At 69.5% G+C, this 21,240-nt stretch carries 22 protein-coding genes and 1 pseudogene; 6 read left to right on the top strand and 17 right to left on the bottom strand.

From position 1 onward, the window contains the following. Positions 1-77 precede the first annotated feature (77 nt). Positions 78-1,148: a YncE family protein gene (locus ACZ50Z_RS03365; protein ID WP_464482268.1), complete on the top strand. Its 1,071-nt coding sequence runs from the start codon at positions 78-80 to the stop codon at positions 1,146-1,148. Positions 1,149-1,158: 10 nt separating this feature from the next. Next, on the top strand, positions 1,159-1,491 hold the full coding sequence (locus tag ACZ50Z_RS03360; RefSeq protein WP_464482267.1) for a hypothetical protein: 333 nt from the start codon (positions 1,159-1,161) through the stop codon (positions 1,489-1,491). On the opposite strand, the gene ACZ50Z_RS03355 is transcribed toward ACZ50Z_RS03360, so the two are convergent. From ACZ50Z_RS03355 to ACZ50Z_RS03335, 5 genes are all read right to left on the bottom strand, one after another. Then, complete coding sequence (locus tag ACZ50Z_RS03355; protein WP_464482266.1) at positions 1,457-1,819, bottom strand: hypothetical protein; 363 nt, start codon at positions 1,817-1,819, stop codon at positions 1,457-1,459. The genes ACZ50Z_RS03360 and ACZ50Z_RS03355 overlap by 35 nt on opposite strands. A gap of 54 nt (positions 1,820-1,873) precedes the next feature. Beyond that, a complete protein-coding gene (locus ACZ50Z_RS03350; RefSeq protein WP_464482265.1) occupies positions 1,874-3,364 on the bottom strand; it encodes a molybdopterin-dependent oxidoreductase in 1,491 nt (496 codons plus the stop codon). Positions 3,365-3,375: 11 nt separating this feature from the next. Next, positions 3,376-3,864, bottom strand: coding sequence for an oxidoreductase (locus ACZ50Z_RS03345; protein WP_464482264.1), 489 nt, complete (start codon positions 3,862-3,864; stop codon positions 3,376-3,378). A gap of 61 nt (positions 3,865-3,925) precedes the next feature. After that, on the bottom strand, positions 3,926-4,405 hold the full coding sequence (gene hadA, locus ACZ50Z_RS03340) for a (3R)-hydroxyacyl-ACP dehydratase subunit HadA (protein WP_464482263.1): 480 nt from the start codon (positions 4,403-4,405) through the stop codon (positions 3,926-3,928). 87 nt (positions 4,406-4,492) lie between these two features. Then, positions 4,493-4,906 carry a ChaB family protein gene (locus ACZ50Z_RS03335; RefSeq protein WP_464482262.1) on the bottom strand — a complete coding sequence of 138 codons (414 nt, stop codon included), beginning with the start codon at positions 4,904-4,906 and terminating at the stop codon, positions 4,493-4,495. 133 nt (positions 4,907-5,039) lie between these two features. On the opposite strand from ACZ50Z_RS03335, the gene ACZ50Z_RS03330 reads away from it, so the two are divergent. Then, positions 5,040-5,465, top strand: coding sequence for a MarR family winged helix-turn-helix transcriptional regulator (locus ACZ50Z_RS03330; protein ID WP_464482261.1), 426 nt, complete (start codon positions 5,040-5,042; stop codon positions 5,463-5,465). Here ACZ50Z_RS03330 and ACZ50Z_RS03325 read toward each other — a convergent pair whose 3' ends face one another. From ACZ50Z_RS03325 to rpsB, 3 genes are read right to left on the bottom strand one after another with little or no spacing between them, the layout of a single operon-like run. Further along, positions 5,466-6,866 (bottom strand): amidase, encoded by a 1,401-nt coding sequence (locus ACZ50Z_RS03325; protein WP_464482260.1) that lies wholly within the window; start codon positions 6,864-6,866, stop codon positions 5,466-5,468. A 31-nt stretch (positions 6,867-6,897) separates the two neighbouring features. Further along, a complete protein-coding gene (tsf, locus tag ACZ50Z_RS03320) occupies positions 6,898-7,713 on the bottom strand; it encodes a translation elongation factor Ts (RefSeq protein WP_464482259.1) in 816 nt (271 codons plus the stop codon). Between the two features lie 12 nt (positions 7,714-7,725). Beyond that, complete coding sequence (gene rpsB, locus ACZ50Z_RS03315; RefSeq protein ID WP_163710524.1) at positions 7,726-8,568, bottom strand: 30S ribosomal protein S2; 843 nt, start codon at positions 8,566-8,568, stop codon at positions 7,726-7,728. Positions 8,569-8,897: 329 nt separating this feature from the next. Here rpsB and ACZ50Z_RS03310 point away from each other — a divergent pair. Beyond that, positions 8,898-9,350: pseudogene (locus ACZ50Z_RS03310) on the top strand (M23 family metallopeptidase); the annotation flags it as partial. A gap of 64 nt (positions 9,351-9,414) precedes the next feature. On the opposite strand, the gene ACZ50Z_RS03305 reads toward ACZ50Z_RS03310, so the two are convergent. From ACZ50Z_RS03305 to dprA, 4 genes are read right to left on the bottom strand one after another with little or no spacing between them, the layout of a single operon-like run. Beyond that, entirely contained in the window at positions 9,415-10,311 is an 897-nt protein-coding gene (locus ACZ50Z_RS03305) for a tyrosine recombinase XerC (RefSeq protein WP_464482258.1), read from the bottom strand. 32 nt (positions 10,312-10,343) lie between these two features. After that, positions 10,344-11,504 (bottom strand): lactate 2-monooxygenase, encoded by a 1,161-nt coding sequence (locus tag ACZ50Z_RS03300; RefSeq protein WP_464482257.1) that lies wholly within the window; start codon positions 11,502-11,504, stop codon positions 10,344-10,346. Positions 11,505-11,529: 25 nt separating this feature from the next. Further along, on the bottom strand, positions 11,530-12,399 hold the full coding sequence (locus ACZ50Z_RS03295) for a siderophore-interacting protein (RefSeq protein WP_464482256.1): 870 nt from the start codon (positions 12,397-12,399) through the stop codon (positions 11,530-11,532). Between the two features lie 33 nt (positions 12,400-12,432). Beyond that, a complete protein-coding gene (dprA, locus tag ACZ50Z_RS03290) occupies positions 12,433-13,608 on the bottom strand; it encodes a DNA-processing protein DprA (RefSeq protein ID WP_464482255.1) in 1,176 nt (391 codons plus the stop codon). A gap of 113 nt (positions 13,609-13,721) precedes the next feature. On the opposite strand from dprA, the gene ACZ50Z_RS03285 reads away from it, so the two are divergent. Then, positions 13,722-13,997: a DUF4190 domain-containing protein gene (locus ACZ50Z_RS03285; protein WP_464482254.1), complete on the top strand. Its 276-nt coding sequence runs from the start codon at positions 13,722-13,724 to the stop codon at positions 13,995-13,997. A gap of 26 nt (positions 13,998-14,023) precedes the next feature. On the opposite strand, the gene ACZ50Z_RS03280 is transcribed toward ACZ50Z_RS03285, so the two are convergent. The 5 genes from ACZ50Z_RS03280 to ACZ50Z_RS03260 all read right to left on the bottom strand — a co-directional run bounded on the left by ACZ50Z_RS03280 (position 14,024) and on the right by ACZ50Z_RS03260 (position 20,284). Further along, the gene (locus ACZ50Z_RS03280; RefSeq protein ID WP_464482253.1) at positions 14,024-15,535 is read right to left on the bottom strand and encodes a YifB family Mg chelatase-like AAA ATPase; all 1,512 of its coding nucleotides are present in this window, start codon (positions 15,533-15,535) and stop codon (positions 14,024-14,026) included. Then, positions 15,535-15,909, bottom strand: coding sequence for a YraN family protein (locus ACZ50Z_RS03275; protein ID WP_464482252.1), 375 nt, complete (start codon positions 15,907-15,909; stop codon positions 15,535-15,537). The genes ACZ50Z_RS03280 and ACZ50Z_RS03275 overlap by 1 nt, the downstream gene beginning before the upstream one ends. Before the next feature lie 180 nt (positions 15,910-16,089). Then, complete coding sequence (gene fdhD / locus ACZ50Z_RS03270) at positions 16,090-16,911, bottom strand: formate dehydrogenase accessory sulfurtransferase FdhD (protein WP_464482251.1); 822 nt, start codon at positions 16,909-16,911, stop codon at positions 16,090-16,092. Continuing rightward, positions 16,911-19,247, bottom strand: coding sequence for an FdhF/YdeP family oxidoreductase (locus ACZ50Z_RS03265; protein WP_464482250.1), 2,337 nt, complete (start codon positions 19,245-19,247; stop codon positions 16,911-16,913). The genes fdhD and ACZ50Z_RS03265 overlap by 1 nt, the downstream gene beginning before the upstream one ends. Positions 19,248-19,294: 47 nt before the next feature. Then, positions 19,295-20,284 carry an NAD-dependent epimerase/dehydratase family protein gene (locus ACZ50Z_RS03260; RefSeq protein WP_464482249.1) on the bottom strand — a complete coding sequence of 330 codons (990 nt, stop codon included), beginning with the start codon at positions 20,282-20,284 and terminating at the stop codon, positions 19,295-19,297. Between the two features lie 185 nt (positions 20,285-20,469). Between ACZ50Z_RS03260 and ACZ50Z_RS03255 the strand changes: the two genes are divergently transcribed. Beyond that, a complete protein-coding gene (locus ACZ50Z_RS03255; protein WP_464482248.1) occupies positions 20,470-21,240 on the top strand; it encodes a GAF and ANTAR domain-containing protein in 771 nt (256 codons plus the stop codon).

Below are 21,240 nucleotides of genomic sequence, written 5' to 3'. Positions count from 1 at the left end.
GCGGAAGCTTTCGCATCATCGCGCAGGTGTAACGAGGCGCCCGCCGGGGTACAGCCCGGACGGGCAGACGGGAAAGGTTGGCACCGATCGTGGCCATCGGGAGCGGTCAGGGGCGAAGGTTGGGGCGGTGCTGTGCCGCTGCGGCCGCCGGAATCATGGCGGTGGCAGGATGTTCGGCGCCCGGATCCTCCCTGGAAAGCGCCCCGGCGGTCACTGTGGCGGCCGTCGACGCCACCTTGCATGACCCGGTGTGGTCGTATCACGACAACGAGCTGCTGGCGCTCACCGACGATCACCGGCTGGCCGCGATCGCCTACTCCAAACCGGGCACCGCCCACAGCCGGACGTCGGCGCCGCTGGGGTCCGGGCGCAACCTGCAGATCAGCCAGAAGGACGACCGGCACGTCTTCGTGCCGCAGCCGCAGCGCGGCAAAGTCGCCATCGTCGACATCGCGACCCTGCGGCCCGTCGCCGACTTCGACGCCGGCCCAGCACCCTCCTATCTCGCCGAAGATGCAGGCATGCGGGTGCTACTGGCGCTGGCCGCGGACGGTTCGTCGGTGACGCCGGTGGACCAGTACGGGTTCCGCAAGCTGCCGACGGCCAGGGTCACCGGAGAGCCCGCGGATCGCATCATCGGCGCCAACCGCGGCCGCGAGATCGACTACCACCTCTATGGACGATCGGGAATCCGTTACTACGAAGGACCTTCGTCGCCGCCCGAGGAGCAAGGCTCGTTGAGCATGGCGGTCGGTGCGGCGGCGGGAGACGGCGTTTCGGCGGAGCGCAGCTACGTCGCCGCTTACGACGACAGCACGCTCGAGGCCATCGACTCGCGCCGCGGCGAGGAAGGGTTGGAAGTATTGGCCCGGACGCGACTCTCGTCGCCGATCCGCTATCTGGGCACCGATGACACGCGCATCTACGCGGCGACAGACCGCGACGTGACGGTGCTGGAAACCGCGAGCTTCACCGGATTCCCGAACGGGACCATCCGGGTGATCCGCACGATCGACTACCGGACGGGATTGCCGTCGGGTCACGTCGCTTCGGCGCCGCTGTCCGGCTTGGCGATCGGCCCCAAAAGGGTGTATCTGACCCTGCGCGGCCAGCCCTACGTGATCAGCGTGGCGAAGCCGCACCTGTGAGGGGACGCAGATGAGCACCACAGCGCAGAAACCCGAGCCGATCGGCGTCGACGACGACCTCGAACTGCTCGCCGAACTGGTCGCGGCGCTCAAAGAGCTTGCGCGCCACGGTGACGTTCCGGCAGGGCGGGCCTATGACTTCGGAATCCGTTGGGGGGCAGCGCTCGCCGGGAGGCTCCGCCGTTTGGTGCACTACAGCTGCCTGGGCGCGCTCGACGAGCCGCACGAGCGCCGATTCCAATCCCTGTGCGACGACCTGCGATCCGTGTCCGATTTGATCGAGAGGTTCGACCTCGCCCGGCCACGGTTCACGGATACCCCGAGCCACCCCACGTTGCGCTAGCCTGGCGCGCCCTAGCCCGGCTCGCGATGTCCTCGACATCGGAGATCTCCCGGTAGTCGGACAGGAACTCGTTGGCCGACAACACGATTCCGGTGCGCGGCGCGGGACAGTCGTCATTGCGGCACGTCAACGCCACCATGAAGGCGTCGTCATCCTCGTCGAGGAACAAAAACCCGAGATACAGCGCGTGCCCGACGGCGAGTTCCTTGGCCCCGCAGCCGGCACAGTGCCCGCCTTTGACGGCCACCAGCTCTGAAACCCGTTCGCGCTCAACGCTTTGCAGGTCGATCAGCTCGGGCCGCACGCCGTTTTGTTTCACGTCGGTCATCTGAGCCACTCCTCCTCATCGCTGCGCTCTGCATCGTCGCGGGCGCGAGTCATGTCAGATCTCCACGTCCTTGTCGTAGTGGACGTTGTCCTCGCGCCACCCGCCCAGGCCGTGGCCGATGCCGGAGTAGTCGTCGATGAACTCGATCTGGTTGATCCACTTCGCCATCTTGAAGCCGACCTGAGTCTCCACCCGGAGCCGCAAGGGCGCCCCGTGCTTGATGGGCAGCGGCTTTCCGTTCATCTCGTAGGCGAGCAACGTCTGTGGCTTGTAGGCGAGTTCGAGATCGATCACCTCGTAGAACTGGCCCTCACCTTCGGCGCTGGGCTCGTCGCGGCCGGTGTCCTGCATGGTCAGAAAGCAGATGTATTTGGCCTGCGGGAGCGGACGCACATGTTCGGCGAGTTGGGCCAGCGGAACACCGCTCCACTGGCCGATGCTGGTCCAGCCCTGCACGCAGTTGTGCATCACGCGTTGCGATTCCTGGTCGGCCAGGCAGCGCAGCGCGTCGAGGTCCAGCGTCACCGGGTTTTCCACCAGGCCACCCACCCGTACGCGCCAATCGACGAAGTTGTGCACCGCCATCACCTTGTACTCGGCGCTCGTCGGCGGCTTGCCGTTGACCCGGTGCTCCTTGGAGGTCTTCTTCTCGGGGTAGTCCTGCTTCGAATTCAGCGGCCGCAGCAGGATTTTGCGGACGCCGGTGATCACGGCCCCGAGAACGCGGCGCACCTGAACGGGCCGGCGCAGACTCCACACCGTTGCCGCGACGTGCACGGCGACGATCGCCGCGATGATCACCAGCGACAGCGCTGTGGCCCAACCGGTGTTGCGCACGGAACCGAAGATCATCGACGCGGTGAGCTGGCCCCAACTCCAGAAGAAGATCATCGACAGGTGGATGACGATGAACACCACAAACGCGATCAGGCCGACGAAGTGCAGGCTGCGCGCCCATTGCCGGCCGCCCCACATGCGCACATACCAGGGAAAGGCGGCCTCGATGGCCGGTGACTGGGCGGCGCCCGTCAAGATCTGGAACGGCGCCAGCACGAAGACCACCCCGGCGTAGGTCAGCTTCTGGATGGCGTCCAGCGGTTCGCCCGGCAGCAGCGGCGGCAGGTTGAAAGTCATATAGGCGACGATGTCGTTCCACGCCTCACCGAAGATCGACCACGACGCCGGCCAGTACCGGTGCCACTGCCCCGTGGCGAACAGCAGGATGTAATACGAGAGCCCGACGAGGATCCAGCCGATCACCGAGAAGAAGTGCCAGTGCCGGCCCATGCCCAGTTTCTTGTGGCCGGGCAACGAGAACAGCGAGTTGTAGTCCTCCTCCTCGTCGAGGGTGTCGTAGAGCTTGTTGACCGGCATTTGCTTGACCGTGAAGCGCGCCCACTCGCTGCCCGGCTTGCTGTCGTCGTGCCAGTACAACTTCGGGTGCGTGGACAAGATCTCGATGCCGCTGCGGAGCACCAGCGTCAAGAAGAGGACATTGAGCCAGTGGTCGATGCGCAGCCACGCCGGATAGTCGAGCACTGTCATGTCGTCACCGTTCAGTCGCGCCAGTTCTGTCGTTGCGGATAGGCCACGTTGATGCCGGAAAGGACCGTGGTGTGCACGGCGATGAAGCCCCCGGCGAACGCCATGGCAAACGTTCCCGGCGCCAGGTCCCACCGACCGGTCACCGCCACCAGGCCCGGCAGGCTGACGAACCGGCTCCCCAGGTAGACCACCAGGAACGCCGCGCACACCAGGCTTCCCGCGTACCAGCCCGCTTGCGGCACACGGGGTTTGACGGCAAACGCCATTGCGGCGGCCACACCCAGGCAGGCGGCGATCAGCACGGCCACATACACCCAGAAATACAGTGGCAAATCGGGCCGGGTTGCCACCAGGTAGACATGCGCCGCCACCAGGCCCATGAGCAGAGAAGTGCCCAACCCGGTTACGGCGCGCGGCAGATCGAAGGCGACGTAGCCGTTGAGCGTGAGGACGGGCGAGGACAGCACCCTGTGCCACAGTCGCCCCGGCAGACCGGCCATTGCGGCTGACTACCCCGCCGAATCGGCGCACAAACGGTCGACGAAGGCGACCGCGGCCCCCTCAATCCGCGCCGCCCGAGAAGCCCTCTTGCCCTTCCTCACCGGTGCGGCCGGCGAGCGTGGTGTAGGTCTTCTGCACCAGGTCGCCGCTGCCGTCGGTGACGACGCTCTTGGTGACGATGATGTCGGCGCCGTGCGCTTGGCGCACCGACTCCACGTAGATGTCGCAGTAGAGCCGGTCGCCGGCCTTGATCGGCTTCAGGAACTGAAGTACCTGATCCACCTGGACGATCTGCGCATCGTGAATCGCGATGTCGGCGGCCTCGAAGAACGCCAATTGGGCTTTGTAGCCGAACACCGAGGTGAAGGTCAGGGGCGCCGGCAGGCTGCCGTAGTCGAGTTCGGCGGCGGCCTTCTCCTCGAAGAACACCGAATCTTCGTTTTTGACGGCCACCGCGTACTCGCGGATCTTCTCGCGTTCCACTTCATAGTGGTCGGGATATCGATAGTGCATCCCGACCATTCCCGAGGACAATGACACACGCAACGCCGTACCCAATCGGCTGCGCAATAATCGCCCTCACTGCGGGTTTCGCGGCGCACGGCAGCGCGTCGACCTCACGTCCGGTCAGCGGCCGCGAACCCGGCGATTGTGCTTCTTGATCGCGTCGACCAACTCCGCCTTGTTCATCGTCGATCGGCCGGCAACGTCGAGCCGGCGGGCCACGTCGAGCAGATGCTTCTTGCTCGCGTTGGCGTCGACGCCCTCGGCGGACTCGCCGGTCGGTTGTAGCCCGCCGCGCTCGGCGCGCTCATCGGACGGCCCCTTCTGCTCCTTGGGTTCCCAGTGGTCGCCTACCTTTTCGAAACTGTGCTTGACGGCGGCGTAAGCCACCCGGTGGGCCCGTTCCTCGCTGCCGTACTCCTGTGCGGCCGCGTCGTGAGATTTCGCGAACGTGCGTTGGGCTTTGGCGTTGGAGCGCCGCAAAGTGCTGGGCAGTTCGCTCTTTTTGGGCGCTCCACCCTTCGTCGTCTTCGGCATCGAACCTCCTCGTGCGCCGCAGGCGGTGTGAAAAACGTGCCACCAGCCGTCCGGTTACCCCGTTGCGGGCCGGGCAATCGCGGGTCGGGGCATGTGCGCGTCGGGTCGGCGAAAGTATGTCAACATGGTTGACATGATTTCGGACGATGCCCCGCTTGGATACCTGCTCTACCGGGTGGCGACGGTGCTGCGGCCGGAGGTGTCCGCTGTGTTGAGTCCGTTGGACCTGGCCCTGCCCGAATTCGTTTGCCTGCGCATCCTTTCGATGTACCCGGGCATGTCGAGCGCCGAGCTGTCCCGCCACGCGGGCGTCACACCGCAGGCGATGAACACCGTGCTGCGCAAGCTGGAAAACGTCGGGGCGGTGGCGCGACCCTCGTCAGTGTCGTCCGGACGTGCGCTTCCGGCGAACCTGACCGGCCAGGGCCGTGCCCTGCTCAAGCGCGCCGAAGCGGCGGTGCGCGGCGCCGACGCCCGGATCCTGAGCAAGCTCACCGACACGCAGCAGCGCGAATTCAAAAGGATGCTCGAAAAACTCGGATCCGACGAGCGGCCCTGATCACCCGGCGGCCTGGATGCGCGGCCACGGCCGCGCCTCTTCGAGCTCGTAGGCCAGCTCGAGCAGCAGCGACTCCTGGCCCACGGCGGCCGACAGCATCATGCCCACCGGCATGCCGTGGGCGGACTGCGCCAAGGGGAGCGAGATCGCCGGGTCACCGGTGACGTTGTGCAACGGGGTGAACGACACCCATTCGATCAGCCTGGTGATGACCTGCTGATAATCGGTCGGCGCCAGCACTCCGATGCGGGGCGTCTCGTCGGCCAGGGTCGGCGTGAGTACCGCGTCATAGGTGCCGAAGAAGCGCGCGGTGCGCCGCCGCGCCCCCCGCAGGCGCATGATCGCCAGCGGGAGCCGGTGCAGGTGGCGGCTGGTGTGGCGCTCCAGGCCCAGTGTCAGGCAGTCCAGCTTGGCGCGGTCGAACGTCTCGCCGAACATGTGTCGTCCGCTGCGCACCTGGGCCAGCGCCAAAAATCCCCAATACAGCACGAAATCGTCGACGAAACTGGCCGCGACCGGCGGTTGGTCGACGTGTTCGACGCGGTGGCCGAGTTCCTCGAGCAGGCCCGCGGATTTCAGCGTCAGCTCTCGCAGCGCGGGGCTGCACTCGCGCTGTATCGAGCGGGTCAGCACGGCGATTCGCAACCGCTGCCGGCCGGGCCCGGTGACATCCCCGACCGGGGCCAGCTTGGGGTTGCGCCAGATCCGCTCGGCCTCCCGGTAGAACGCCGCGGTGTCGCGCACCGAACGGGTCAGGACACCGTTGACGACGACGCCGACCGGCATCCGGCGCAGCGTCGCGTCCAGGGGCAACCGGTTGCGCGACGGTTTGAGGCCGACGAGCCCGTTGCAGGAGGCCGGGATGCGGATCGAGCCGCCACCATCGTTGGCGTGCGCGATCGGCACCACACCGGCGGCGACGAACGCACCCGACCCCGATGACGAAGCGCCGGCGCTGTATTCGGTGTCCCACGGGTTGCGGACCGGACCCAGCCGCGGGTGTTCGGCCGAGGCGCTGAAACCGAATTCCGACAACTGCGTCTTGCCCAACGAGGTCAACCCGGTGGCCAGGTACAGCTGGGTGAACACGCTGTCGGCGACGGCGTCCCGGCGCGTCCACGCGTCGGTGCCGTGCATCGTGGGCTGGCCCGCCACGTCGACGTTGTCCTTGATGAACGTCGGGACGCCGGCGAAGTAGCCGTCACGCTCGGTGGCCGCCCGCGCTTGCCGAAAACCCGCGTACGCCAACCCGTTCAGGGGCGGGTCGACGGCTTCGGTGCGGGCGATCGCCGCCTCCACCGCCTCGGCCCTGCCGACCCATCCGGATCGGATGGCCTCGGCGAGGCCGACCGCGTCGAGATCGCCGAGGGCGTCGTCGCCGAACGCGTGCACGTGTCGCATGCCCAGACGCTAGCGCGCCCGGGGCGGTGGGTCAGGCCTGACCCACCTCGAAGCGCACGAACCGCGTCACCGTCACGCCGGCGTCGTCGAGCAGCGCCTTGACCGTCTTCTTGCTGTCGGACACCGACGGCTGCTCGAGCAGCACCGCGTCCTTGAAGAAGCCGTTCAGCCGACCCTCGACGATCTTGGGCAGGGCCTGCTCCGGCTTGCCCTCCGCCTTGGCGGTTTCCTCGGCGATGCGGCGCTCGCTGGCCACCACGTCCTCGGGCACGTCGTCACGGGACAGGTAGCGGGCCTTGAGCGCGGCGATCTGCAGCGCGACGGAGTGCGCCGCCTCTTTGTCCGAGCCCTGGTACTCGACCAGCACGCCCACCGCCGGCGGCAGGTCGGCCGCCCGCCGGTGCAGGTACGCCTCGACGGTGCCGTCGAAGTTCGCGACCCGGCGCAGCTCGAGCTTCTCGCCGATCTTGGCCGACAGCTCGGCGACCGCCTCCTCGACGGTCTTGTCACCGACACTGGCGGCCTTGAGGGCGTCGACGTCCGCGGCCTTCGACGACACGGCCGCCGCCACGATCTGGTCGGCCAGCGCCTGGAACTCCGCGTTCTTGGCGACGAAGTCGGTCTCGCTGTTCAGCTCGATGAGCGCGCCGCCCTGGGTTGCGACCAGGCCCTCGGCCGTCGCCCGCTCGGCACGCTTGCCGACGTCCTTGGCGCCCTTGATGCGGAGCGCCTCGACGGCCTTGTCGAAGTCGCCGTCGCTTTCGGCCAGCGCGTTCTTGCAGTCGAGCATGCCGGCACCGGTGAGTTCCCGAAGCCGCTTGACGTCGGCAGCGGTGAAGTTCGCCAATGGTCAGCCTTCCTATGAGGATTCAGTGGTTGGTTCGGGGGCGCCTAATGCGGCGTCTTGAACAGGGGGGGTGGCGCTGGCAGCAGCGGAGGCCAGCAGTTCCTGCTCCCATTCGGGCAGCGGCTCGGCGGCCTCCGCCTCGGGCTTGCCGTCGCCGCGGCCGACGCCGGCCCGCGCCTGCAGGCCCTCGGCGACCGCCGAGGCGATGACCTTGGTCAGCAACGCGGCCGAACGGATCGCGTCGTCGTTGCCCGGGATCGGGTAGTCGACCTCGTCGGGGTCGCAGTTGGTGTCCAGGATCGCGATGACCGGGATACCGAGCTTGCGGGCCTCGCCGACGGCGATGTGCTCCTTGTTGGTGTCGACGACCCAGATGGCCGAGGGCACCTTGGCCATGTCGCGGATACCGCCGAGGCTGCGGTCCAGCTTGTTCTTCTCGCGGGTCAGCATCAAGATTTCCTTCTTGGTGCGGCCCTCGAAACCACCGGTCTGCTCCATCGCCTCGAGCTCCTTGAGGCGCTGCAGCCGCTTGTGCACGGTGGAGAAGTTGGTGAGCATGCCGCCGAGCCAGCGCTGGTTCACATAGGGCATGCCGACGCGGGTCGCCTCGGCGGCGACGGATTCCTGCGCCTGCTTCTTGGTGCCGACGAACAGCACGCTGCCACCGTGGGCAACGGTTTCCTTGACGAATTCATACGCCTGGTCGATGAAGGTCAGCGTCTGCTGCAGGTCGATGATGTAGATGCCGTTGCGGTCGGTGAAGATGAACCGCTTCATCTTGGGATTCCAGCGACGGGTCTGGTGCCCGAAGTGGGTGCCGCTGTCGAGCAGCTGCTTCATGGTTACGACGGCCATGGTTGTGCCTTACGTGTGTCGGTTGTCGCCCGGCGTCGGGTGAGGCCGGGCCCTGGCGCCTGCTGCGATGCCGGACCCGGCCGGGAAACCCGGTCGGGACCGCCCGGCATGCGATGCGTTCTCCTCGTGGAACCGGAGACGCGATGCGGACGCGCGAAGTCAGCCCGCGGACGAGCTGCGACCAGCAGTTTACACCGGTTCGGGGGGTGCTTTTGCCACGCTTCCCCAGGCGGCGTCGTCGTCCACAATGCCGGGCGAGGCGGGTGGCCCTGCCGGGCACGCCGCGGTGAACTGCCTGGATGCGGTGGGTAGCCCTGACGGTGAGTGCGGCCCTGGTCAGCGCGGCGCCGGCGGTGGCCGACGGCGATCGCCTGGACTGGCCGTTGCGGCCGCCGCCGGCCGTCACCCGGGCGTTCGACGCCCCGTTGCAGGATTGGCATCCCGGCCACCGCGGTGTGGACCTGGCCGGCGCCCCCGGTCAGCCGGTGTTCGCCGCGGGCGCGGCCACCGTGGTGTTCGCCGGGGTGCAGGCCGGGCGGCCGGTGGTGTCACTGGCCCATGCCGGCGGGTTGCGCACCAGCTACGAGCCGGTCCGCGCGGCCGTGCGGGCCGGGCAGTCGGTGTCGGCCGGGACCGTGATCGGCGCGTTGATGGCCGGCCATCCCGGGTGCCGGGCCGCGGCGTGCTTGCACTGGGGTGCGATGTGGGGTCCGGCGTCGGGGGCCCGCTATGTCGATCCGCTCGGCTTGCTGAGGTCGGTCCCGATCCGGCTCAAACCGCTGCGGCCACCGGACGTTGCGCGCCACGGCTAACAGGCGCCTCAGGAGTCGCTATGCCCGGCGGCGCTCAGGCCCGGGGATGGGCTTGATCGTGCACCGCGCGCAGCCGGGACACCGCGACGTGGGTGTAGAGCTGCGTGGTCGCCAGGCTGGAATGGCCGAGCAGCTCCTGGACGACGCGCAGGTCAGCCCCGCCTTCGAGGAGATGCGTGGCCGCGCTGTGCCGCAGGCCGTGCGGCCCCATGTCCGGCGCGCCGTCCACCGCGGCCACCGTCTGGTGCACCACCGTGCGGGCCTGGCGCACGTCGATCCGGCGGCCCCGCGCGCCCAGCAGCAGCGCCGGGCCCGACTCGGCGGTGACCAGCGCGGGGCGCCCGTCGGCCAGCCAGGCGTCCAGCGCCTCAGCGGCCGGCGTCCCGAACGGCACGCTGCGCTGCTTGTTGCCCTTGCCGAGCACGCGCAGCAGCCGATGCCGGGTGTCCACGTCGTCGATGTCCAGGCCGCACAGCTCGCTGACGCGGATTCCGGTCGCATACAGCATCTCGACGATGAGTCGGTCCCGCAGCGCCATCGGATCACCTTGCTGCGCACCGGATTTGGCGGCGGCCATGGCGTCGAGCGCCTGATCCTGCCGCAGCACCGCGGGCAGGGTGCGGTGCGCCTTGGGTACCTGGAGCCGCGCGGCGGGATCCCCGTCCAGCAGGCCGCGGCGGGCCGCCCAAGCGGTGAATGCCTTGACCGCCGAGGTGCGCCGGGCCAGCGTCGTGCGGGCGGCGCCGGCCGCGGCCGCGGCGGACAACCACGAGCGCAGTAGCGGCAGGCTCAACCCATCCAGGCCGGCGCCGCGCTCGGCCGCGAACGCGAACAGTGAGCGCAGGTCGCCCAGGTAGGCGCGGCGCGTGTGCGCCGAACGCAGGCACTGCAAATCGAGGTATTCGTCGAACTCCTCGAGGACCGCCTGCACTCCCCCACGGTCGCAGGGCCGCCCGGGGCGCTCTAGCCGACGCGCCGAAGCGTGTCCGGGGTGAGATCTTTGAGCGTCGGATAGCCGTCGACGGCCATGATGAGGTCCGCCTCGGCGAGAATCGAGCGCAGCACGTGCACGATGCCGTCGTCGCCGCCGAGCGCCAGGCCGTAGGCGTACGGCCGGCCGATGCCCACGGCCGTCGCGCCCAGCGCCAGCGCCTTGACGACGTCGGCGCCGCTGCGCACGCCCGAGTCGAACAGCACGGGCAGCCCGTCGGCCGCCTCGACCACGCCCGGCAGGCACTCCAGCGCGGGCAGGCCACCGTTGGCCTGACGCCCACCATGGGTGGAGCAGTAGATGCCGTCGACGCCGCCGTCCTTGGCGCGCCGGGCGTCGTCGGGATGGCAGATGCCCTTGATGATCAGCGGCAGGTCGGTCAGCGACCGCAGCCATTCGAGGTCGCCCCAGGTCAACGGATTTCCGAAGGTCTGTATCCACTGCAGCACGGTGCCCTGCGGGTCCTCCTCGGGCGGCCGCGGCAGGCCGGCGCGGAAGACCGGGTCGCTGGTGTAGTTGCTCAGGCAAAGCCCCCGCAGCTGGGGGAAGTTGGCCGTGGACAGGTCGCGCGGGCGCCACCCGGGGATCCAGGTGTCGAGGGTGACGACGATGCCCTTGAAGCCGGCGGCTTCGGCCCGCCGCACCAGGCTGGCGGCCAGCTCGCGATTTTTCGGCGTGTAGAGCTGGAAGAAGCCGGGGGTGTCACCGAACTGCGCGGCGACGTCTTCCATCGGGTCGGCGGTCAGGGTGGACACGACCATGGGGACACCGGTTCGCGCGGCCGCGCGCGCGGTGGCCAGGTCGCCGTGGCCGTCTTGGGCGCAGATGCCGATGACCCCGATCGGCGCCATGAACAGCGGAGACGGCAGGGTCAGGCCGAACATCTGCACCGACAGGTCGCGGTCGGCGGCGCCGACGAACATGCGCGGGATCAGGCCCCAGCGATCGAAGGCCTCCCGGTTGGCCCGCTGCGTGCGTTCGTCACCGGCGCCGCCGGCGACGTACGACCACACCGACGGCGACATGGCCCGCTCGGCGCGGGCCTCCAACTCCGCGAAGCCCATCGGCAGCGCGGGGGCGACCCCGCCCAGGCCCTTGAAGTAGATCTCGTTCTGGTAGTCCGCGAATGCCATGGAAAGAAGAATGCCAGTCGAGCCGTCAGGCCGACGAGTTCGCCGCCTCTGCCTCGGATTCTGACTGGGCCAGTTCTTTCTTCCACTGGCGGAACGTCTCTTCGGTGCGGCCGCGGCGCCAGTAACCCGAGATCGACGACGCCCATTTGGCGTCCACGCCCCGCTCCTTGCGGATGTAGGGCCGCAGGTTGTGCATGACGGCCTGCGCCTCGCCGTGGATGAAGACGTGCACCTGCCCCGGCAGCCACGGGGCGCTGGTGACGGCCTCGATCAGCGGCGCGTGGTCGCCGGCGCGGTCTTCGGGCACCAGGTCGGCGCGCCCGCCGCGATATACCCAGCGCACCTCGACGCCGTCCGGCGCGGTCAGCGGGATCTCGTCCTCTTGTCCCGCCACCTCGATGAAGGCCTGACCGACCGCGCTGGGCGGCAACGCCTCCAGGGCCGCGGCGATGGCCGGCAGCGCCGATTCGTCACCGGCCAGCAGGTGCCAGTCGGCGGCGGGGTCGGGCGTGTACGCGCCGCCGGGGCCCATCAAATAGATCGGCTGGCCGGGTTGGGCCGTGGACGCCCATTGGCCCGCCGTCCCGTGCTCGCCGTGCACGACGATGTCCAGCGCGATCTGGCGGGCATCGACGTCGACGTGCCGGACGGTCAGGGTGCGCACTGTCGGCCTTTTCTCCGGGGGCAGACCGGCGAAGCTGTCGAGGGTCAGCGGCTCGGGCAAACCGGCCACGTCCACGTCGTCGGCGACGAACGCCAGTTTGACGTAGGAGTCGGTGAACTTGCTGGGCACGAAGGCATCAAAATTCTTGCCCCGCAGCATCACCCGCACCATGTGCGGGGTGAGTTGCTCGGTACCGACAACTTCGAAGCATTGCAGCGGTCGACCTGCCACGTGTCCTCCTGTCCGATGCCCGACTCGCCTCGACTATACGAGTCGCGGCGTTGACGCAGCCTGGCCCGCGGCGGCCCGGACGATTCGCCAGCGCCCATCCTGGCGCTGGGCCAACCCGGCCAGCTCCAGCATCGCCAGCGGCCCGAGCACCTGCTCGGGCACCAGCCCGGAGCCGACCGCGATCTCGTCGACCGTGGCGGCGCCGCGGCCCGGCAACGCCTCGTAGACCCGGCGCTCGGCGTCGCTCAAGCCGTCCAGCGGTGTGACGGGACGCGCCTCGTCGGGCGCCAGTTCGCCGATGTGCCCGATGAGCTCGACGATGTGCTCGGCGCGGGTGACCAGCTCGGCACCGTCGCGCAGCAGCGCATGGCAGCCCGCCGACGCCGACGACGTCACGGGTCCGGGCACCGCGGCCACCACCCGCCCCAGCGCCCGCGCCCAGGCCGCGGTGTTCGCGGCCCCGCTGCGCAGGCCCGCTTCCACCACCACCGCCGCGCCGGCGACGGCGGCCACCAGGCGGTTGCGGGTCAAGAAGCGGTGCCGGGCCGGGCGGACACCGGGCGCGTATTCGGTGAACAACAGCCCGTGCTGTCCGACACGGTGCAGCAGCGCCGTGTGACCGCTCGGGTAGGGGACGTCGAGCCCGCCCGCAAGCGCCGCCACGGTGATCCCGTCGGAGTCCAGCACCGCCCGGTGGGCGGCGCCGTCGATGCCGTAGGCCCCGCCCGAGACGACGGCGACGCCGCGCTGCGCCAGGTCGGCCGCCAGTTCGCCGGCCATCTGCTCGCCATACGCCGTCGCAGCGCGCGTTCCCACCACGGCCGCCGCCCGCTGCGCGACCTCATCGAGCCGCGCGGGCCCCTGCGCCCACAACACCATCGGCGCGACCATCGGCGGGCCGCCGCGGCGCCGGGGCTCGACGCCGCGGAACGCGGCGAACGCCAGCAGCGGCCACTCGTCGTCGTCGGGGGTGATCAACCGCCCGCCCCGCCGGGCGACGGCATCGAGATCGGCCGCCGACGTGTCGATGTCACGCCTGGCCTCGGTGTGGCGGGCCAGGACGTCGTCGACCGCCCCCCGCCGGATCCGCTCGGCCGCCTCGACCGGGCCGACACGTCGCGCCAGGGCGGCGAGCCCGGCGCAGGGCGGTTCGGCCACCCGGGACAGATAGGCCCACGCGCGCAGCGCGGCACCGTCGGCCGCGGTCATCGGGGCGCTCCCGGCGCCAAGCATTCGCCAAGGATCCGACCAGCCGCGCGCGCGAACGTGGTGTGGTCAGCCGCCGGGCGCCGCACACCGGCCCGCACCGAACGGAGCGCACCATGATCCTCGACCTGCCGATGGCGTACACGATGTCCGGGCGCCCCAAGAACCCGTGGGCGGTCGCGGCGTTCGTGCTGAGCCTGGTCAGCTGGATCGGCTTTCCCGTCCCCGTCATCAGCATCGGTCTCGCCTGCCTCGCGTTGCGGGAGATGGAACAGCGCGGCGAAAGCGGGCGCGCCATGGCGCAATTCGCCCGCGCGTTCGCGATCCTGGTGAGCGTGGCGATCGCGGTGCGCGGCGGCCACACCGATTGGCTGACGATGGTCCGCGGGTGATCCGGGTGCCCGGTCGCTGGCGGCGCTCACCGCTGCGCCCCTGGCTGACGAAAGCTCAGTGCGGCGGCGACCTCGTCGAGGCCGGGCGATGTGCGGCCCGCCAGATCGGCCAGGCTCCACGCGACCCGCAGCGTGCGGTCAAGGCCACGGATGCTGAGCAGGCCGCGATCCAGCGCCCTTTGCAGGGGTTCCATCGTCGCGTTGCTGGGCCGGAATTTTCGGCGCAGCAGCGTCCCGCTGACTTCGGCATTGGTGCGAAAGCCATGCGCCAGCCAGCGCTGCGCGGCCGCCGCACGCGCGGCCGCCACCCGCTGACGAACCTGTGCCGTGGATTCGCCGTCGCGGCCCGAAAACGCCGTCGCCCGCACGGGTTCCATCTGCACCCGCAGGTCCACGCGGTCGAGCAACGGACCGGACAACTTACCCAGGTAGCGACGTTTGGTCGCCGCCGGACACATGCAGTCCTGCGGATCGGCCGGCGCACACGGGCACAAATTGGCGGCCAGCACCAGCTGGAACCGTGCCGGATAACACGCCACCCCGTCGCGGCGGGCGAGACGAATTTCGCCGTCCTCCAACGGTGTTCGCAACGCCTCCAGGGCGCTGACCCGGATCTCGGCACACTCGTCGAGGAACAACACCCCACGATGGGCCCGGCTGACGGCACCCGGGCGCGCCATCCCGGAGCCCCCGCCGACCAGGGCCGCCACGCTGGAACTGTGGTGGGGCGCCACGAACGGCGCTCGGGTGATCAACGGCGTGTCCCCCGAGAGCAACCCGGCCACCGAGTGGATCGCGGTGACCTCCAGCGACTCGCTCTCCGACAGCGGCGGCAGCAGGCCCGGAAGGCGTTGCGCGAGCATCGTTTTGCCCACCCCCGGTGGGCCGGTGAGCATGAGGTGATGCGCCCCGGCGGCGGCCACCTCGACCGCGAACCGCGCCTGCGTCTGCCCGACCACGTCGACCAGGTCCACCACCGGCTCCTCGGGCGTGCGGTCCGGATGGATCCGGTTTTCCAGCGTGACGGAGCCGCCGAGCCATTTCTTCAGCTGCCCCAGGGTCCGCACCCCCCACACGTCGATGCCGTCCACCAGACTTGCCTCGGCAAGGTTGTCCGCCGGGACCACCACGGCCGGCCATCCGTCGCGTTTGGCGGCGAGCACGGCGGGCAACACCCCGCGCACCGGCCGGACCCGCCCGTCCAGTGACAACTCGCCGAGCAGCACCGTTTTCTCCAGCCGGTCCCACGGGTTCTTGCGCTGCGCCGACAACACCGCCGCGGCCAGGGCGATGTCGTACACGCTGCCCATCTTCGGCAGCGTCGCCGGCGACAACGCCAGCGTGAGCCGCGCTATCGGCCACTCGTTGCCGCAATTGGTGACCGCGGCCCGGACCCGGTCGCGCGACTCCTGCAGCGCGGCGTCGGGCAGGCCCACCAGGTGCACGCCCGGCAGTCCGGACGTGATGTCGGCCTCGATCTCCACGATCTGTCCGTCCACGCCGCGCACCGCCACGGAGAACGCGCGCCCCAGCGCCATCAGCCGACCCCTTGCAGTTGGATGATCTCGGGGGTGCGGCGCCGGCCGACCCGCACGCCGATCACGTCGATGCGGATCGCCGCCCAGTGCCGGTCCTGGCCGGCCAGCCACAGCCCGGCCAGCCTGCGCAGCCGCCGGACCTTGCGCGGGGTGACGGCGTACGCCAGTCCGCCGTACCCGTCGCCGGTGCGGGTCTTGACCTCGACGAACACCACCGTGCCGGCGCGGTCGCAGGCGATGATGTCGAGTTCGCCGTAGCGGCAGCGCCAGTTGCGGTGCAGGATCCGCAATCCCGTGCGCGTCAGATGGTCCACGGCGAGCGCCTCGCCCATCGCCCCCAGCTGGATCCGGGTCATCGTCGTTTCGGTTGTCATGCGGGTCACCGTGCCCGTGGGCCCCGACGCGTCGGGACGCCGTCGCGGGCTACCGCCCCCCGCACCGCCCGGTTATCCCCAGTGCGGCGTCCATCCACAGCCCGCGGTGCGGCACCCGAAAGCGGCCGGCCGCGATCGCAGGCGCGGCGCAGCCGGGCGCAGCGGGTCGCCGCCATCGAGCTACGTGATGCGGTCGGCCCTGGTGTAGATGTTCATCGAGTCCTCACGCAAGAACGCCACCAGCGTGATGCCGGACTCCTCGGCCAGCGAGACCGCCAGCGACGACGGCGCGGAGACCGCCGCCAGCACCGGGATCCCGGCCATCACGGCCTTCTGGGTCAACTCGAACGATGCCCGCCCGCTGACCAGCAACACCGAGGCGCGCAGCGGTATGCGCCCATGCTCCAACGCCCAGCCGATCACCTTGTCGACCGCGTTGTGCCTGCCGACATCCTCACGCACCACCAGCATCGTGCCGTCGACCCCGAACAGTGCAGCTGCATGCAGCCCCCCGGTGCTGTCGAAAACCTTTTGCGCGGACCGAAGTTGGTCGGGCATCGCCTTCAGCGTGCGCGCGGCGACGGTGGCGGGATCGGCTCCCGGGGTGAACCGGCTGATCAACCGCACCGCGTCCAGGGACGCCTTGCCGCAGACCCCGCACGACGAGGTGGTGTAGAAGTTGCGGGTGACATCGAGGGCGGGTTGGGGCACCCCCGGGGCCAGCGTCACGTCCAGCACGTTGTACGTGTTGGCGCCGTCGTCGTCACGCCCGGCGCAGTAACGGATGCTGTGGATGTCGTCGCGGCCGCCGATGACCCCTTCGGTGAGCAGAAAGCCTTGCGCGAGTTCGATATCCGAGCCCGGCGTGCGCATCGTCACGGTGACGGCCGTGCGGTCGACCCGGATCTCCAAAGGTTCCTCGACGACCAGGGTTTCGCCTCGGGTGATCGCTTTGTCGGCGGTCAGATGCGTGACCCGCCGGCGCGACGTTACATGCCCCACTACGCGATTTCACCGCCGGAGGCGGGCTCCACCCGGATGACAATGGCCTTCGACACCGGGGTGTTCGATTTCGCCGCGGTGTGATCCAGCGGCACAAGCGAATTGGTCTCCGGATAGTAGGCGGCGGCGTTGCCCACCGGAGTCGAATAGGCAACCACCAGAAAGTCTTTCGCGCGCCGCTCCTGAAGCCGGCCCTGCGCGTCCGTCCACTCCGACACCAGGTCGACGCGCCCGCCCGCGGCCAGGCCCAGTGCCTCGATGTCGGCGGGGTTGATGAACACGACGCGGCGCCCGCCCTTCACTCCGCGATAACGGTCGTCGAGGCCGTAGATCGTGGTGTTGTACTGGTCGTGGCTGCGCATTGTCTGCAGCACCAGCCGGCCCGGGGGCACCGGCACCCATTGCAGCGGGTTGACGGCGAAGTTGGCCCGCCCTGTGCTGGTGTGAAATTCGCGCGTGTCCCGCGGCGGGTGCGGGAGCTGGAATCCGTCGGGCTGACGCACCTTGCGGTTGTAGTCGGCGCACCCCGGTACCACCGCGGCGATCGCGTCGCGGATGGTGTCGTAGTCGGCGGCGAAGCCCTCCCACGGCACCGGGTGCGCGGCACCGAGAAGCGTGCGGGCCAACTGGCAAACGATCTCCACCTCGCTGCGCACCTCGTCGCTGGGCGGGTGCAGGCGACCCCGGGACAGGTGCACCATCGACATCGAATCCTCTACCGAGACAACTTGTTTGCGCCCACTGCGAATGTCGCGGTCGGTGCGGCCGAGGGTGGGCAGGATCAGCGCGCTGCTCCCGTGCACGAGATGGCTGCGGTTGAGTTTGGTCGAGATCTGCACGGTCAGCGCGCAATTGCGCAGGGCGGCCTCGGTGACGACGGTGTCGGGGGTGGCCGACGCGAAGTTGCCGCCCATGCCGACGAACACTTTCGCCCGCCCGTCGCGCATCGCCCGGATCGCGGCGACGGTGTCATACCCGTGCTCACGGGGACTGGCGATGCCGAACCGGCTATCCAGGGCGGCCAGAAACTCCTCGGGCATCTGTTCCCAGATGCCCATCGTGCGGTCGCCCTGCACGTTCGAATGTCCGCGCACCGGGCAGACTCCCGCGCCCGGCTTGCCGATCATGCCCCGCAGCAGCAGCAGATTGGTGATCTCGCCGATGGTGGCCACCGCGTGGGCGTGCTGGGTCAAGCCCATCGCCCAGCACACCACCGTGCGCCGCGACGCCATCAGCATGCCGGCGACGCGGTCGAGCTGCCGGCGTTCGATGCCGGTGGCGGCGAACACGTCGTCGAGATCGACATTGAGGGTGCGACGCCGGTATTCGTCGAACCCCGCGCAATGCGCGTCGACGAACGCGGTGTCGATGACGGTCCCCGGGGCGCGGTCTTCGGCCTCCAGCAGCAGCCGGCCCAGCCCGGCGAAGAGCGCCATGTCGCCGCCGAGGCGGATCTGCACGAATTCGTCGGCGATCGGGATGCCCTGTCCGACAACGCCATGCGCCTTCTGCGGGTCCTTGAACCGGATCAACCCGGCCTCCGGAAGCGGGTTCACCGCAATGATCTTGGCGCCGTTGGCTTTTGCCTTCTCCAACACCGACAGCATCCGCGGGTGGTTGGTGCCCGGGTTTTGTCCGGCGATGACGATCAGGTCGGCAAGCTCGACGTCCTCGACGGTGACCGAACCCTTGCCGATACCGATCGATTCGGTGAGCGCCGAGCCCGAAGACTCGTGGCACATGTTGGAGCAGTCCGGCAGGTTGTTGGTGCCGAAAGACCGGACCAGCAGCTGGTAGCAGAACGCGGCCTCGTTGCTGGTGCGGCCCGACGTGTAGAACACCGCCTCATCGGGGCTGTCGAGGCCGCCGAGCTCCTCGGCGATCAGCCGGTAGGCGGCGTCCCAGCCGATCGGCCGGTAGTGGTCGTCACCGGGACGCAACACCATGGGATGGGTGAGCCTGCCCTGCTGGGACAGCCAATACTCGGGCTTGGCCGACAGCTCGGCGATGGAGTGCCGAGCGAAGAATTCCGGTGTGACGGTGCGCTTCGTGGCCTCCTCGGCGACCGCCTTGGCGCCGTTCTCGCAGAACTCGGCCAGCTTGCGCCCGCCGTGCTCCTCGGGCCACGCGCAGCCGGGGCAGTCGAACCCGTTGCGCTGGTTGAGCCGGGCCAACGCCGCCGCGGTGCGCACCGCGCCCATCTGCTCGAACCCGCGCTGCAGCGAGACCATCACCGCCCGAACACCCGCCGCCTCGTGCTTGCGGGGCGTGACGGTGACCGCGTGTTCGTCGTACTCGGCGGCGGGTCCGGACACGGCCGGACGGTGAGACCTCACAGCATCAAATTACCGCTTTGCGGGGGGCTCTCGCGCACTCCGTAGTTTCACACCGCGGAAGCCAGCGCCGCCAGGGCCTGCGCCGAGGAGTGGACGGGGCGCCAGCCCAGTTGGGTTTTGGCCTTGGTGGTGTCCATGACCATCGACGTGCGCGCGGTGTGCAGCCATTCCAGCACGGACGGCAGCAGCGGAACCCGCGAAATCGCCGCCGAGGCCGCCGACGCCGCGGCGGCCGGAACCCGCACCGACCCCGCCCCCAGCGCCTTGGCCACGTCGGCCACCGACACCACACCCTCCCCGGCGATGTTGTAGGCCCCCGGCGGCGCCGGGGCGGTGGCAGCCAGTGCGATCGCGGACGCGACGTCGTCGTGGTGAACCAGCTGCAGAGGAATGCCCGGATCCGGCAGCATCGGCTTCAGCAATGGAATGGCCCGCAGCGCCCTGACGATGGCGCGTACCGGAGCGGGCAGCTGATTCCACGGCATGGCATCGGCCAGTGCGGTGGCGTTGGGGCCCGCGACCACACACGGCCGCAGGACGAAGACCTCTAGCGGCGAATCGGTGGTGATGTCGGCGAGCATCGCTTCGCAGGCGGCCTTCTGCGCCGAGTAGTAATGCTCGGCGGAGCCGCGCACCGGCACGTCCTCGGTCAGCGGGACCGGGTTGTCGGCGTGGTAGCCGTAGGCCGCCACCGACGAGGTGTAGACCAGGCGCCGCGGCCGCTCGGCGGCCGCCGTCGCTTCGAACACGTTGCGGGTGCCTTGCAGATTGACGCGGGCGCTCTCGTCGCGCGAGCCCATGATGACGAAGGCCAGATGGATCACCACGTCGGCCTGCGCGACCACGGCGTCGACGGCCTCGCGGTCCAAGATGTCGCCGCGCTGATAGGTGGTCTTGAGCCAGCCGCGCGACGACGGGTCGAACGGGCGACGAGCCATCCCGATGATGGCGTCGACCGCGGGTTCGCGCTCCAGCGCCGTCACCGCGGAGATACCGATCTCCCCGGTGGGTCCGGTCACCGCGACGGTCACACCCATGTAGACCTCCTTCCCTCCCGCGCATTGCCGAAACCTTGCGCGCAAACGTCACCGCGGTCAAAGGGCGGGCGCCCATCGATTCGCTGCAAGCAGACCAAACCGCGTGTAAGGGTGGGCGCGGCGACCGATAATCTACGGCGACCAACGGGTCACACCGCCACCACAGCAGGAATCGAGGCAACACCATGGCGGACGAAGCGAGAGCCGGCGCCCAGCTGCCCCCCACCGGTGGGGAGAAGGCCGACCCCGCGACGGTTTTCGCAGCTCTGGCCGAAATCATCTACCGCGGCTCGGATGCCGGTGAGATGTACGCGGCCATCTGCGTCGCCGCCACGCTGGCCATCCGCGGCTGCGACCACGCCAGCCTGATGGTGCGCGAGAACGACCGATACATCACCGTCGGTGCCAGTGACCGACTGGCGCAGCACGTCGACGAGCTGGAACGGCGCGCCGGTGACGGCCCCTGCATCGACGCGATCGAGGAGGAGACGCCTCAGATCGACCCGGACCTGACCACGCCGTCGCTGTGGCCCAAGCTGGCGGAGATCCTGGTCGCGGAGACACCGGTGCGGGGGGCGATGGGATTCCGCCTCCAGGTCGACAAACGCAAGGGGGCCGCGCTCAACCTGTTCAGCGACACCCCGAACATGTTCGACGCCGAATCCGCCGGGCGGGCGGCGGTGCTGGCCGCCTTCGCCAGCGTCGCCATCAACGCGGTCGCCAAGGGGGAAGACGCCGCCAGTCTGCGCCGGGGACTGCTGAGCAACCGCGAGATCGGCAAGGCGGTCGGCATGCTGATGCTGCTGCACGACATGAGCGAGGACGACGCCTTCGACCTGCTGCGCCGCCACTCCCAGGCGCTGAACATCAAGCTGGCAGAGGTTGCGCGCGCGGTGATCGACCAACGCGGTCAGCTGCCCGCCCTCGCCGACAATCAGCTCCCGCCGAACGGCTGA

The organism is Mycobacterium sp. NTMscope_MAC_269, assembly GCF_976985695.1.
This window is presented reverse-complemented; position numbering and strand designations above follow the sequence as displayed.

Bases quoted from the DNA above. Each gene is read 5' to 3' on its own strand.
- ACZ50Z_RS03260 (WP_464482249.1), bottom strand. From the start codon at position 20,284: ATGGGTGTGACCGTCGCGGTGACCGGACCCACCGGGGAGATCGGTATC.
- ACZ50Z_RS03325 (WP_464482260.1), bottom strand. From the start codon at position 6,866: ATGCGACACGTGCACGCGTTCGGCGACGACGCCCTCGGCGATCTCGAC.
- rpsB (WP_163710524.1), bottom strand. From the start codon at position 8,568: ATGGCCGTCGTAACCATGAAGCAGCTGCTCGACAGCGGCACCCACTTC.
- ACZ50Z_RS03255 (WP_464482248.1), top strand. From the start codon at position 20,470: ATGGCGGACGAAGCGAGAGCCGGCGCCCAGCTGCCCCCCACCGGTGGG.
- ACZ50Z_RS03335 (WP_464482262.1), bottom strand. From the start codon at position 4,906: ATGCCGAAGACGACGAAGGGTGGAGCGCCCAAAAAGAGCGAACTGCCC.
- ACZ50Z_RS03280 (WP_464482253.1), bottom strand. From the start codon at position 15,535: ATGGCGCTGGGGCGCGCGTTCTCCGTGGCGGTGCGCGGCGTGGACGGA.
- ACZ50Z_RS03350 (WP_464482265.1), bottom strand. From the start codon at position 3,364: ATGACAGTGCTCGACTATCCGGCGTGGCTGCGCATCGACCACTGGCTC.
- dprA (WP_464482255.1), bottom strand. From the start codon at position 13,608: ATGACCGCGGCCGACGGTGCCGCGCTGCGCGCGTGGGCCTATCTGTCC.
- ACZ50Z_RS03285 (WP_464482254.1), top strand. From the start codon at position 13,722: ATGATCCTCGACCTGCCGATGGCGTACACGATGTCCGGGCGCCCCAAG.
- ACZ50Z_RS03360 (WP_464482267.1), top strand. From the start codon at position 1,159: ATGAGCACCACAGCGCAGAAACCCGAGCCGATCGGCGTCGACGACGAC.
- ACZ50Z_RS03300 (WP_464482257.1), bottom strand. From the start codon at position 11,504: ATGGCATTCGCGGACTACCAGAACGAGATCTACTTCAAGGGCCTGGGC.
- ACZ50Z_RS03355 (WP_464482266.1), bottom strand. From the start codon at position 1,819: ATGACCGACGTGAAACAAAACGGCGTGCGGCCCGAGCTGATCGACCTG.
- ACZ50Z_RS03275 (WP_464482252.1), bottom strand. From the start codon at position 15,909: ATGACAACCGAAACGACGATGACCCGGATCCAGCTGGGGGCGATGGGC.
- ACZ50Z_RS03330 (WP_464482261.1), top strand. From the start codon at position 5,040: ATGATTTCGGACGATGCCCCGCTTGGATACCTGCTCTACCGGGTGGCG.
- ACZ50Z_RS03345 (WP_464482264.1), bottom strand. From the start codon at position 3,864: ATGGCCGGTCTGCCGGGGCGACTGTGGCACAGGGTGCTGTCCTCGCCC.